Origin of the sequence: Glutamicibacter sp. ZJUTW (genome assembly GCF_008370855.1) — a bacterium.
GTDB classification, from domain to species: Bacteria; Actinomycetota; Actinomycetes; order Actinomycetales; family Micrococcaceae; genus Glutamicibacter; species Glutamicibacter nicotianae.
This window is the reverse complement of the sequence record NZ_CP043624.1, coordinates 1,594,998-1,607,790: the sequence shown is the minus strand read 5'-3', so window position 1 is coordinate 1,607,790 and position 12,793 is coordinate 1,594,998. Positions and strand designations below refer to the sequence as shown.

The 12,793-nt window shown below is 65.9% G+C and carries 12 protein-coding genes; 7 read left to right on the top strand and 5 right to left on the bottom strand.

All coding sequences use genetic code 11. The annotated features are described in order from the left end of the window. Nucleotides 1-90: 90 nt before the first annotated feature. Nucleotides 91-1,653, bottom strand: coding sequence for a signal recognition particle protein (gene ffh, locus F0M17_RS07545; protein ID WP_149596826.1), 1,563 nt, complete (start codon nt 1,651-1,653; stop codon nt 91-93). Between the two features lie 193 nt (nt 1,654-1,846). After that, nucleotides 1,847-3,907 carry a peptidoglycan DD-metalloendopeptidase family protein gene (locus F0M17_RS07540; protein WP_168201982.1) on the bottom strand — a complete coding sequence of 687 codons (2,061 nt, stop codon included), beginning with the start codon at nt 3,905-3,907 and terminating at the stop codon, nt 1,847-1,849. Nucleotides 3,908-4,345: 438 nt separating this feature from the next. Between F0M17_RS07540 and F0M17_RS07535 the strand changes: the two genes are divergently transcribed. The 7 genes from F0M17_RS07535 (at nt 4,346) to F0M17_RS07505 (ending at nt 9,235) form a co-directional block, all read left to right on the top strand. After that, nucleotides 4,346-5,071: an alpha/beta hydrolase gene (locus F0M17_RS07535; protein WP_246857163.1), complete on the top strand. Its 726-nt coding sequence runs from the start codon at nt 4,346-4,348 to the stop codon at nt 5,069-5,071. A gap of 122 nt (nt 5,072-5,193) precedes the next feature. Then, nucleotides 5,194-5,427 (top strand): DUF6480 family protein, encoded by a 234-nt coding sequence (locus tag F0M17_RS07530; RefSeq protein ID WP_246857162.1) that lies wholly within the window; start codon nt 5,194-5,196, stop codon nt 5,425-5,427. Further along, nucleotides 5,417-6,052 (top strand): cyclodeaminase/cyclohydrolase family protein, encoded by a 636-nt coding sequence (locus tag F0M17_RS07525; RefSeq protein ID WP_149596824.1) that lies wholly within the window; start codon nt 5,417-5,419, stop codon nt 6,050-6,052. Before F0M17_RS07530 ends, F0M17_RS07525 begins: the two co-directional genes overlap by 11 nt. An 88-nt stretch (nt 6,053-6,140) precedes the next feature. Beyond that, nucleotides 6,141-6,404, top strand: coding sequence for a hypothetical protein (locus F0M17_RS07520; RefSeq protein WP_210416706.1), 264 nt, complete (start codon nt 6,141-6,143; stop codon nt 6,402-6,404). Between the two features lie 121 nt (nt 6,405-6,525). Next, the gene (locus tag F0M17_RS07515; RefSeq protein WP_149596823.1) at nt 6,526-7,056 is read left to right on the top strand and encodes a hypothetical protein; all 531 of its coding nucleotides are present in this window, start codon (nt 6,526-6,528) and stop codon (nt 7,054-7,056) included. After that, nucleotides 7,053-8,480 (top strand): NAD(P)/FAD-dependent oxidoreductase, encoded by a 1,428-nt coding sequence (locus F0M17_RS07510; protein WP_149596822.1) that lies wholly within the window; start codon nt 7,053-7,055, stop codon nt 8,478-8,480. Before F0M17_RS07515 ends, F0M17_RS07510 begins: the two co-directional genes overlap by 4 nt. 428 nt (nt 8,481-8,908) lie before the next feature. Further along, on the top strand, nt 8,909-9,235 hold the full coding sequence (locus F0M17_RS07505) for a hypothetical protein (protein ID WP_246857161.1): 327 nt from the start codon (nt 8,909-8,911) through the stop codon (nt 9,233-9,235). A 104-nt stretch (nt 9,236-9,339) separates the two neighbouring features. Here the strand turns inward: F0M17_RS07505 and F0M17_RS07500 are convergent, their stop codons facing one another. From F0M17_RS07500 to F0M17_RS07490, 3 genes are read right to left on the bottom strand one after another with little or no spacing between them, the layout of a single operon-like run. Then, nucleotides 9,340-10,074: a glycosyltransferase family 2 protein gene (locus F0M17_RS07500; RefSeq protein WP_149596820.1), complete on the bottom strand. Its 735-nt coding sequence runs from the start codon at nt 10,072-10,074 to the stop codon at nt 9,340-9,342. Beyond that, nucleotides 10,067-11,437 (bottom strand): bifunctional PIG-L family deacetylase/class I SAM-dependent methyltransferase, encoded by a 1,371-nt coding sequence (locus F0M17_RS07495; protein ID WP_149596819.1) that lies wholly within the window; start codon nt 11,435-11,437, stop codon nt 10,067-10,069. Before F0M17_RS07495 ends, F0M17_RS07500 begins: the two co-directional genes overlap by 8 nt. Continuing rightward, nucleotides 11,431-12,492, bottom strand: coding sequence for an acyl-CoA dehydrogenase family protein (locus F0M17_RS07490; RefSeq protein ID WP_149596818.1), 1,062 nt, complete (start codon nt 12,490-12,492; stop codon nt 11,431-11,433). The genes F0M17_RS07495 and F0M17_RS07490 overlap by 7 nt, the downstream gene beginning before the upstream one ends. Between the last annotated feature and the right edge of the window lie 301 nt (nt 12,493-12,793).

Genomic DNA, 12,793 nt, shown 5'->3' with positions numbered 1-12,793 from the left:
TGGCGCTGTGCTGCGCAAAGGAAAACCGCGCCATGGGAACTGGTTCCAGTTCCCATGGCGCGGTCACTTCCCTGTACAGGGAATCAGGGCCTACTTCTTGCCCAGGTACTTCTCGAAGCCGGATGGCAGGTTCAGGCTCGACGGATCGAAGTCCTGGTTGGCGCCTGCGCCGAAGGCGGCACCGCTCGGAGCTGCGGCCTTCTTGTTCTTGGCCTCCAGCTCGGCCTGCGCGGCCTTGGCCGGGTTGCCGTACTTCTGCTTCTTGCCCTTGCCCTTGGCCTTCGCCTTGCGGGCTGCGCCCTTGCCGGCACCCGGCATGCCCGGGATGCCGCCGCCGGCAGCCATCTTCTTCATCATCTTCTGCGCTTCGCCGAAGCGCTCCAGCATCTGGTTCACCTCGGAGACCGAGACGCCCGAGCCCTTGGCGATACGTGCGCGGCGAGAGCCGTTGATGATCTTCGGGGCCACGCGCTCGTGCGGGGTCATCGAACGGACGATGGCCTCCACGCGGTCGATCTGGCGCTCGTCGAACTGCTCAAGCTGCTGGCGGGAGATCTGCGCGCCGGGCATCATGCCCAGCAGCTTCTTCATCGAGCCCATCTTCTTGATCTGGGCCATCTGGGCGAGGAAGTCGTCCAGGGTGAAGTCTTCCTGGTCGGCGAATTTCTTCGCCATGCGCTCGGCTTCGCCCTTGTCCCAGTTCTTCTCGGCCTGCTCGATCAGGGTGAGCACATCGCCCATGTCCAGGATGCGCGAAGCCATGCGGTCCGGGTGGAAGATCTCGAAGTCGTCGAGGTTTTCGCCGGTGGAGGCGAACATGACCGGCTTGCCGGTCACCGAGGCTACCGACAGGGCGGCGCCGCCGCGGGCGTCGCCATCGAGTTTGGAGAGGACCACGCCGGTGAAGTCCACGCCCTCGTGGAAGGCCTGGGCGGTGTTGACCGCGTCCTGGCCGATCATCGCGTCGATGACGAAGAGCACTTCATCCGGGTTGATGGCGGCGCGGATGTTCGCTGCCTGGGCCATCATCTCGGTGTCCACGCCCAAGCGGCCGGCGGTATCGACAATCACGATGTCGTGCAGCTTGGCCTTGGCCTCGGCCACGCCGTCGCGGGCCACTGCTACCGGGTCGCCGGTCGGGGTGTCGAATTCGGAGGAGACGCCCGGGTGCGGTGCGTAGACCGGCACGCCGGCGCGTTCGCCGTTGATCTGCAGCTGCTTGACCGCGTTGGGGCGCTGCAGGTCGCAGGCCACCAGCATCGGGGTGTGGCCTTCGGACTTCAGGTGCTTGGCCAGCTTGCCGGCCAGGGTGGTCTTGCCGGCGCCCTGCAGGCCGGCGAGCATGATCACCGTGGGAGGGTTCTTGGCCAGGTTCAGCCGGCGGGTTTCCCCGCCGAGGATGCCCACGAGCTCCTCGTTGACGATCTTGACGACCTGCTGGCCCGGGTTCAGCGACTCGGAGACCTCGGCACCCAGGGCACGTTCCTTCACCTGGGCCACGAAGCCGCGAACCACCGGCACGGCGACGTCGGCGTCAAGCAGGGCGCGGCGGATCTCGCGTACGGTACCGTCGATATCCGCTTCGCTCAGGCGGCCCTTGCCGCGCAGGTTCTTGAAGGTTTCTGTCAGGCGATCGGAAAGTGAATTAAACACGTGCCGGGCACTTCTTTCGATAGGTCTTGTGGTGCGCATTGGAAAATCGCACAGGACTCAACTCCCAAGAATATCAATAATCGGGCGCCGAACTAACCAGCTGTGCAGCGTTTCACCAGCAGCCTATGGCGCAACGCCGAAGCTGCTCCCCTCCGAAAGGACGGGAGCAGCTTCGGGTGCCGGCAGCCAAGGGCTACGGCTTGGCCTCGCTGGCAGCAGGCGCGGTGCCTGCCGGCGGCTGCGGCACCTTGGCGGGGGCGGCAGCTTCAGCCGGTGCAGGAACCGTGGCCTTCAGCTTCGGCTTGGCCGCTGCTGGGGCAGCTTTCTGCACGGCCGGCGCCGCAACTGGCGGCTTTGGCTTTGGTTTCGGCTGCAGCTTCGGCTTCGGCTTCGGCTTCGGCTGAGGTTGCGGAACCGTTGCGGCCGGCTCCTTCGCGACCTTCTTCGCTGCAGGCGCAGCCGCCGCGGCCGGAGCTGCCGGCTTGGGTTTGGCCGGGACTGCCGGCTTTGGCTTAGCCGGTGCTGGCGCCTTCTTCTTCGCCGGAACAGCCGCCTTCGGCTTGTCCGCGACTGCCGGCTTGGGCTTTTCAGCCGCTGGATTCTTTGCGCTCTTCTTCTCTGGTGCAGCAGGCTTGGCCGGCTCCAGCTCTTTGGCTACAGGTGGAGCCTTCTGGTCCTTCTCTGCCTGCATGTCCACGATCTTCGGCTGGGCTACGCCGATGATCTTCTCTGTCCCGGTCGTGGGCTCGGTTTCCTCCTCATGGTCCGAGATGTCCGGGTTTCCCGTTTCTTTCTCCTGCTGCGGTTCGATACCCGAGTCCGGGCTCGGTTCAGGAGCTAGGGTCGGCTCGGCCGATGGAGGCGCCTTGAAGGATTCCACCTCCTCTGTTGGATTCTCCGGAGCTGGAGACTCCGAGGCGCTCGGTGATGCCGAAGGCATCGTCGACTCGGTGGGTGACGCGGTAGGTGATGCGGAAGCGCTGGGTTGCTCCACTGGCCCAGTGCTTGGCGTTGGCGCTGCAGTCGGCGCACTTGGAGTCGGTGCTGCCGTTGGCGCACTTGGAGTCGGCGCGCTTGGCGCAGCTGGAACAGGAGTTTGCGTTGGCGAAGGCGTTGGCTGGGCCTTCGGGCGTTCGGTTTCCAGCTTCTTCGGCGGCTTAGGCGCCTTGCTCGGCTGCGGTGCCGCCTGCGTGGTTCGTGGAGACGGGCTGGTTTTCGAGTGATCCTTTTTCGGCTGGGTCTTGGGCTTGGCCGCCTTGGCCTCTTTCTGGTTGCCGTCGGCAGATGGCTGCACCGGGTCACCCTGGTAATGCTTCGCACGGGTTGGGCGTTCTTGGTCTGCTGAGCTGCGGTTGCTTGAGGTCCCGGAAGAATGCCCAAATGCTCCAGCAACCGATTGCTGGCGCAGGGCACTGCCGGCGTCCACCGCAAATGGCCCGGCTGCAAGTACCGCTCGCCGTTGCCCGCCGGCCATCGGCAGGTAGTTGCTCGGATTCTGCCACTGCCCATTGACGATGACTTCGAAATGCACATGGCACCCAGTGGAATTGCCTGTTGTCCCGGACAACGCAATGACTTGGCCTTGGACCACGAATTCGCCAACGCTTACCAGCAGCAGCGAATTGTGGCTGTATCCCGTCTGCACCCGATTCCCGTGGTCAACGGTGACCCGTTGGCCGGAATGGCCCGCCCAGCCGGCGACAATCACCCTGCCGGTCTCGCTGGCCCGAACGGGCGAGCCGCAGGCAATGGGATAATCCTGGCCGATGTGGATTTGGTGCCCGGCACCTGTCGGGTTGGCTCTCCAGCCGAACGCACTGGAGATTTGCCGGGTGGCCACTGGGTGCTCCAGCAGCAGGCCGGTGCGCAGCATGGCCGGCCGGATCTCCTGGGACGCGGCAATCGGTGCGGGCGGCACTGTTATCCCCGTACTCAACGTTGCCGTCATGGCCGCTCGATGCTCGGCCATCTGTGCCACCGGGCCAGGCTCGGACCCGCCGAGCCTCTCAGTGCCAGATTTCAGGCCGGTGATTTCTATGCCGGCCACTTCGGGCATATCCGGTACGGTGACGACGTCGCGCCCGAGCAGCGGCCGGGATTCCGCGCTGAAGGCCACGGTGCTTGATTCGGCTCTGGCAGGCATGGCACCGGCCGCACCGGGCCATGCCAATGCACTGCTCAGGCCAAATGCCGCAGCAATAGCCAGTGCGCCATACGGCAGCTTGCGGCTGGTCCCCAAGACTCCGCGCGGCATAGAAGTGCTTAAACCATGATGTTGTCGTTTCATAACTTGCCAGTCCCCCAAAACTGCAATTACTCAACAGAACCTCAGAATAGCCCTAGCCCGATGAATAATCCATGGCTAGTTGAAGGCTTTTGCAACGGCGGGGATGATTCTGCGGAACACCGTTCTCCCGCGGCACCATCCCAGTCGTGCCGCGACCCCGGAAATCCGGCATCAAATCGTTGCGGTTCCGATGCCTGCTCGTCTTCCGGCGAGCGCCGATTCCACCCGGGATTCCTGCCTCGATACGGCGCGTTGGCGACAACTGCTCGGCCGCCGGAAACCCGGAATTCCCTGGGCGGGCAATGTCGCTTCCTGCCTGAACCGTGCTGATGTGCTGATAATGCTGTGAGGAGGGACCCCGGGGCAACCGGTCCCCGCAGCGCGGTGAAAAACGGAGGATCCACGGTGGAGACCAGCACCCTGGCCGGCAGGCTTTTCCGGTGGGCAGTACTGTCCTGCGCATGGCTGCAAGATTATCTCTATGCTGGCGCCTGGCAGCTGCGTTCACTGCTGCCGGGCACGCCGGCCGACCAGCTGCGCACGGGCAGCGACCCGGCGGCCGAACCGGTGGTGCTGATTCCGGGAATCTGGGAATCCTGGAAATTCATGCTCCCGGTCGCCAAGGCGCTGCCCCAAGCCGGCCACCCGGTGCATGTGATCCCGCAGCTCGGATTCAACCACGGCACCGTGCCGGAGATGTCCGAGGCAGTTTCCCGCTACCTGGCCACGGAGCAGCTCGACGGTGCGGTGCTGGTGGCGCACAGCAAGGGCGGACTGATCGGCAAGTACCTCATGGCCGCCTCGCTGCAGGGCTACCGGATCAACCGGATGATCGCCATCGGCACTCCTTTCTCCGGTTCGCGCTATGCACGCTATGCTCCGATCCGCTCCCTGCGGGCTCTGTCCCCCAATGACCAGGGGCTGCTCAAGCTTTCGGCCAACTTGAGCGTGAATTCGCGGATCATCTCCATCTACAGCAGCTTCGACCCGCACATCCCCGGCGGCTGCGACTTGGCCGGAGCCACCAATATCAAGCTGCCCACGCTGGGGCATTTCCGGTTGCTGTCCGATGCGCGCCTGCATGCAGCAGTGCTCAAGCACCTGGGGCATGAATCGCCTTCGGCCGGCTGATCCCCGGCAGGCAGCGCACCGCAATCCGAGCGTTCGGTGTGAATTGCTCCTTGCGGTTGAACCCGCCGCTGAGCGCTGCCTAGCGTGAGCGGACAAGGGCTGGACTCTCGGCCACAGCAATCATGAGACAGGAGCAGCCGATGGACCCGCAGGAATTCTCCGCGCCGCAGGACGATGGCGAACGCGACGATGCACACGACGATGCACAATCAGCCAACCGCGAGGCCGCGGCCACATCCAACCCCGATCCAGAAGAGCAACTGATTACCGGGCTGGAACCGGGCGGTTCGGTGCCGCCGGGTGAAACCCCGCCCGGTGAAGGTTCGATGAGCCAAGACCAGGGGCATGGCGAATAGCCTGGCGCAGCGTCCAATCAGCGATGCACGCATTGGACGCTGGCTGGAGGAGCTGGCTGAATCGGACGGGAACCCGGGCGGCGGAGCCGCGGCGGCGCTGATGCTCGCAGCCGCCGCCGCGCTGATGTCAATGTCCGGCGGCTACGTATCGGCTTCGGGGACCGCACAGCCCGAACTCACCGGCCTGCTGGCACGGGCCAAGCAGCTGCGGCTCGACGCGCTGGCCATGGCAGACCGTGATGCGCGGGCTTCCGCGGAGTTCGGGGTAGCCTACGCGCAACCGGCCTCGGAGCAGCGCGACCGCCGCCTTGCACAGGCCTGCTTGCAGGCCGCGAAATCCTCTGCCGCACTCGGTGCGCTGGCCATGACCGCTCTGGATGACCTGCGCTGGCTCTCGCAGCATGCCAAGCCGCAACTGGTGGCCGATGTCGCCACTACCCTGGGCATGCTGAGCGCAGTGCTGAAGGCTGCCAGCAGCAATCTGCGCTATGACCTTTCCCAGTTGGCTTCCGGCCCGGCGCAGGTCAAGCACGCCGGGTTATGGGATACCGCAGCATCGCTGGACCGGGCGATGCAAAATGCAGGAGAGCTGGCCGCGCGCATCGATGCGCGCATCAAGCGCTGATCCGGCTCCCAGCACTGCCCATGGCAAGAACACCAAGGCAAGGAATCATGATCATGGCCCGGACACCGATCAAAGCCTTGATCCTGGTATGCACCCTTTCCACTCGCCCAAGGCCTCCAGCAGCGATTTGCTGGCCGGGCAGGTGGCGGCCGATTCCAAGGAGCACCTGGTGTCCTCCGAGATCCTGCGCATTTCCGATTTCAATGTGAAGCCCGGGGTGCCCATGCACACCACCGACTGCCAGGATCTGCAGTGGTCCCCTGAGAGCACAGCCATTGCCACGGGCATTGCCATCCGCAACGCGGCCCACTTGGCGCGGCTGCCCAAGGCCAGGCCCTACCCTGCCGGCTAGCCGCCGAAGGCTGGGTGCAGCCTGCAGATCAGTGGTGCGCCATTGGCCTGCGGCGGCCGGTGCCCTAGCGTTCGAGCCAGCAGAAGACTGCAACCGCTTTCGAGATCTAAGGACGGGCACGATGCCGCACAACACCATCGACCAGATGACCCTGCACAGGTACTTGGGAGAGCACCTGCTGGGTTCCGAATCGGGGCTGAACCATTTCAAGGCGGCGCACCACACCTGGGCGGGCACGGCGTACGCCGACCGCTTCGAGTCGCTGCACCGGCAGGTGAAGGACGACCAGGCGGATCTGAAGCGGATCATGGACCGGCTGGGATGCCGGCAGCGGCCGCTGGCCCGCCTCCTGGCACCGGTGGCCAAGCTCGCCGGGCATGCCAACCCGTTCAATCCGCTGCGGATGCGCAAGCTGGCCGCCGCGCAGGTGCAGCTCGATGTGCTCACCGGACTGCTCAATGCCAAATTGCGCATGTGGCAGACGCTGCTGCTGATGCTGCCCCACGATCCTCGCCTGGACCAGGCGCTGCTGCAGGACCTGTCGCATCGTGCCGAGTCGCAGATCAGCCAGCTCAAGGCGCTCAGCGACGAGACCTGGCCCGAGCGCTTCGCCCCGCAAGAACACGAGAACCAGGAGGAACGCCGCCGATGAGCAATGGGAAGGCGAATGTCGTCGGGGCCGGCCCCAATGGGCTGGTCGCCGCGGCGGTGCTTGCGCAGAACGGTTTCGATGTCCAGGTCTTCGAGCGCAATGCCCATCCGGGCGGCGCCGCGGCCTCCGGCAGCACGCTGGGCGAGGGCACCATCGTGGATTTGGGAGCTGCCGCCCACCCCTTCGCCTACGGCAGCCCGGCATTCGCGCATTTCGATTTGGCCGGACATGGCCTGCAATGGGATTTCCACGATTATCCGCTGGCCCACCCGCTGGAAGGCGCCGAGTCGGTCTTCCTGCACCAGAGCCTGGACGCCACCAGCGGGCAATTCCCCGCCGACCGGAAGATCTGGCGGCTGCTGCATGGGCCGCTGGTGCGCAATCCGCAGGCGATCCTGGAGAACGCCACCAGCCCGCTGCTGGGCATCCCGCCGCATCCGGTGCTGATGGCGCGCTTCGGGCTGCGCTCGCTGCCGCCGGCGAAGCTCTTGGCCGCCGCGGCCTTCCGCACCCGGCAGGCCGCGGCGCTCTTCGCCGGATCCAGCGCGCATTCCATGCTGCCGCTCGCCCACCCGTTCACCTCGGGATTCGGCGTGCTTTTCGGGTCCCTGGGCCAGTCCTGGGGGTGGCCGGTGGCGCACGGCGGCACCGGCAGCATCATCGACGCGCTGCTGCGGGTGCTCGATGGGCTGGGCGTGCAGATCCACACCGGGCACCAGATCACCAGCCTCGCCCAGCTTCCCGATGCCGAACTCACTTTCCTGGATGCCACGCCCCGCCAGGTGGTGCAGATCGCCGGCGGCCAGCTTCCGCCACGCCTGCGCCGCCGGTTCGAACGCTGGCGCTACGGCACCGCTGCCTTCAAGGTGGACTACCTGCTCGATGGCCCGATCCCCTGGCAGGATGCGCGCACCGCACGGGCTGGCACCGTGCACGTGATCGGCGATGCCGTCGAGCTGGCCGCCGCCGAGCACCAGGTCACCTCCGGGACAATGCCCGACCGCCCCTTCGTGATGGTGGTCCAGCCTTCGAGCGCCGATGCCTCGCGCGCCCCGGCCGGCCGCCACGTCATCTGGTCCTACGCCCATGTTCCCCACGGCTATGCCGGGGATGCCGGTGCGCTCATCGATGCGCAGATCGAGCGGTTCGCGCCGGGTTTCAGGGACCGGATCGTGCAGCGGGTGGACACCTCCCCGGCGCAGCTGCAGGCCTGGGATCCCAACCTGGTCGGTGGCGATATCGGCGGCGGATCGCTGTCCGGCACCCAGCAATTCTTCCGCCCCTCCGCTTCGCTCAATCCCTATTCGCTGGGCGTGCCGGGACTGTACCTGTGCTCCTCTTCCACTCCTCCGGGCGGCGGGGTGCATGGGATGGCCGGCTGGCATGCGGCGCATCGGGCCCTGCGAGAACTGGGGCTTAACTGAGCCGATGATCAGCGCCCTTGGTTGCCGGCGATGGATCAGCGGCATGCAACTACATGGGCGAACCGAGCCCGCGCAGCCCAAGCCAATTCCTGCAATAAGGCTTTTGACTAGTAAAAAATAAAGTCTGGGAATTTCCTCAGAATCGGGACGGGTGCACAAGAACTTGGTGGACCAATGATAATTTCATACCAAGTCCCCCACCGCTTGGCGTATGGTCGACAGCGTCACTGAAGGCCATGCCGCCGCCTCAGGGGCCGGAAAACTGCATAGTTGAAGTGAGAAGTATCGTCTAGAAGTGGAGGGTAGTTCACATGCCAGGAAGGCTAGTCAGATCCCAGACTGCGGTGCGCGTTGCTGAGTTGCTGGGATCACGCGAAGGCAGAAGACATTTGGGCAATTATGGCTGGACCCAGGGAATGCCAGTGGTCATGACGCAGCCTGAGGAATCGCTCGACGATGTCATGGGCCTCGTGTCAGTGCACAAGCGGCCGGTGCTGGTCGCGATGCTTGGAAAGCAGACCGGGGAGCTGAAATTCTTGCACATTTCCGAGCCTTCTCCAGTCTTGGAAGTGGTTCCGGCCAGCGCGCCGCACAGCACGATCAAGGATCTGTTCGCGCAGGCCGAGCACAGCGGCATGGCAGCATTCCGCGTGAAGTATTGGCAGTACAGTGCGGTCGCCCACGCGGTGCCCCATTTCGACGCGAATGCGCCAGGACACAGGTACGCCGCCCAGGAGTCCGGCAGCAGCTCATGACATCTGGCAACGCTGCCACTGGCACAGCCCCCTGGCAATCTGCGCACCGCGCAGTTCACCAGGGGGCTGTTTCCATGCCAGGGACCAGGTCTGCTTGCTGGATGCTAGCCGGTGTTGAGCATCCGGTGTTCCAGCGCTGCCAGATAGTCCGCGAAGCCTTCGCCCAGCCGGCCGCGCAGGCGCCCAGAGGTGGTTACCTGCAGCCGGGCCGTGGCCTGGACCCGGTAGCCGGCATGGCGCAAGGCTTCCACCAGTGCCACATCCTCCCGGGACGCCAGCGGCTCGAAGCCTCCGACAGCCAGATAGGCGGCAGCGCACACGCCGAAGTTCGCGCCGTGGATATGGCCATGCCCCTCCACCGGCTGGTATTCCTGCTGCCATAGGGCGAAGAGGTGCTCATCGAGTTCGCTGCGGTCCGGTTCCACGGTTCCCGCTACCGCATCTGCCCCGTCGGCGTGCAGGCGGGCAAAGCCCTGAAGCCAATGCTCTGGGACGCAGGTATCCGCGTCGGTGCTGGCCAGCCAGATGGCGCCCGGGTCGCCGGCCGCTGCGAGGAGATCAAGGGCATGGCGTGCTCCGGCGGCCCGGCTCGCACCGACGTTGCCGAAGCCGACCTGCTGCACGCTGATCCGACAATCCTCGCTGGCATGCCGCCCGGCGATCTGCGCCGTGCCGTCCGTGCAGCTGTCGGCAACCACGATGGCCCTGGCCTGGATCTGCGGGCGGGCACGCGCCAGTCGGTCCATGGCCGCGCGCACCGAATCCAGGCAACGGCCCAGGCGTTCTTCCTCGTCGCGGGCCGGGATGATCACCGCCATGGCCGCCAGCTGCCTACCCATGGGCACCAGCTGGCTTGCGCAGTATTTCAAGCAGGAAATCGGCTTCGCGATGCTCCACGATGCGCTCCCACCCCAGCTGGCCCGCCATGCGGTGCACTTCTACCCCGTCCAGCGGCCAGCCGTCGATGGGATGCAGCCAATGGCAGAGCACCAGCTCTCCGCCGGCTTGAAGTGCCGCCGCGCTGGCGGCGAGCACTTGCTCCAGTTCGTCGGCGGCCAGGAAGTAGCCCATCTCGCTGAGCACCACCAGCTGCAAGCTGCCCGGCTCCAGTTGCGGAAATTGCCGGGGCACCGTGGCCTGCAGCAATTCGACGTGGTCCATTCCGGCCACGGCCCGCCTCGCCTGGGCCAACGCGGTGGCGCTGGCGTCGACCGCCAGCAGGCGCGTGCTGCGGCGGGCCAGCTCGGCGCTCTGCACCCCGATGGAGCAGCCCAGCTCCAGCACCGCCGCATACCGCTCCTGGGGCAGGCAGGCGAGCAGGATCTGCTGCTTGCGCCGCTCATAGCGGCTGCTGCGGTATTCCCACGGATCCTCGCGTTCCCCGTAGAGCTCGTCGAATACCGCCGGAGCGGACGCGGCGTCCCTGTGGCCGGGCCAGGTGGCGCGGAAGATCTCTGCACCCTGGGAAAAGTGCTGCAGGAAACCTTCGCCAAGTAGGACTTCGTCCCCGGGCAGTGCGGACAGCGGCCGGGTTTGGGATCGGTGGGCGTCCAAGGCGCGGGCCTTGGCCTGCGCGGTGGATTCGTCAAGGTCCAACCTGTGCCAGTGCTTGAAGCTGCGCTGGCTGTCCGGTTGCGCCCAATGCCAGAACCAGATGGGGAATTCCAGGTGGCACGCATTGTGCGCCAGGGCGCAGTCCGCGGCGATCAGGGACAGGATTTCGTGATCGGGGTGCCCGTCTGCGCGGTAGGTGCTGGCGATCAGGCAGCCTTGGCCGGCGTGCTGCTCCAGGGCCGCGCGGATCCGTGCTTGCTGAGTTTCAAGTTTCCCGTCGCCCAAGCCCAGGCAGTGCAGGTGCAGCGTCCCGGCCTGCGGTCCCTGCACGCGCAGTGTGCCCATCGCCTCGGCCAGCTCCTCCTTGCGCAGCGAGGCCAGCTGGGCGGGGGTGTGGGTTGCGGAGTGCGGGTGGGAGGCTTCGCCGAAGCTGCAGACGATCACGTGGACTTCGATCCCCCGGCAGAGCGCCATGCGGATCAGCCCTCCGGCTCCCAGCGTCTCGTCATCCGGGTGGGCGGCCAGGACAATCACCGATGATATTTCGCGGAAGAGGTCCTCCGGGTCCAGTGCGGCGATTCGCCCAAGCCCGGCCTGCTGCCAGCAGCTTGCAGCTGTTCCCTGGTCCTGATGCGTGAAGCTCACCATGCTCTCCTGCCTTCCTTCGCGGCGCGGTCCGCAAGCAGCTGGCCCAGGGCCGCGTCATCGCGGGCAGCGTGGTGCTGGCGAAGGTAGATGCCCAAATCTGCTGCGCGCCGCGCATGCTCCTCATCGGCGGTCAGCGGTCCCGGCCCGGTGGACTCGCCGCTGAGCTGCAAAATGCGGGTGCAGGCCCACGCCACCTGGCCGCGGATCCGATAGGCGGCAATGGCATCCAGTTCTCCGTCATCAGCCAGCCCGGCTGCATGTTCCAATAGCGCGGCGCAGCCGGCCAGCAAGCGGTCTGCTTCGCCGAGCCAGGCCAGGGCCAGCTGATCCGGGGTACGCGCTTGGGCGCTGCGCTGCAGATGGCGGTAGATTCCCACCGCTCCCCCGAACCAGCAGGCGGCAACACCGACGCCGCCAACGGCGAACCCCGGCCGGGACAGGTACCAGCCAGCGTCTTGCACCGGTTGGGCCGGCACTCCGGTGAAGTCCACGGAACCGCTGGGCAGCTGGGCCATGCCTCGGCTGATCCAGCCACCTGTTGCCGGTTCAACGCCGGGGTGGCGCAGGGAAACCATGAACAGCCGGATACCCTCCGGTGTTTGGGCGGTGACCAAGGCATGCGTCAGCGCGGCGGCCAAGGAGCACCAGGGCTTGGTGCCGTTCAGCACCCAGCCTCCGCCGGATTGGCGGATCGCTTTCAGGGTGGTGGTGGGCGACTGCGCGGCGAAAACGCCCCAGGAGGTACCTGCTTGCCACGGCATGCCCGCCTGGCTCAGGATTCCCGCTGCATCCAAATGCGGTTCCAGCGTCCTGGCCGCAACCAGGTCGGTGGCGGCCACGGACGCCAGCAGCTCCCAGAGCCGCTGCGTCTGGCCAGTGGCTGGGACCGGAGGATCTTCCCCCGAGCCTTCCAGCGCGCGCAGCATCGCTTCCGGGTTGCCCTCGCAGCGCACGGCGGCATCACGCACCGCTTGCTCAGCACCCCACCACGGCTCGCCATTGCGGGTTGCAAATCGTGGTTCGCCCGTACTGAATGACACCGGCTTCTGGTCCATCAGCCCTCTTTCCCTGGTCGGAACTTTTGACAAGTGTAAGTCAGGTCCATTGCGTGCTTGGCTCAGCTGAATGGCTCCTGATAACCGCAAATAACCACAGCCCCACCCCTGAAGTGTTCCGCGGGAAGAATCCGGGGATGCTGCGGATCAGCTGGCCAAATCTGGCAACGCAACGCGCATGGTTCAGGGACGCACCGGCAATCGCCCCGTGGGCCCAAGGCACAACATCGAGAGAGCTTGCGGAATTCGCCGCGCTAAAGGCAGCTCTGTGATGATCTGCAAAGTAGGCCACAAGGAAATT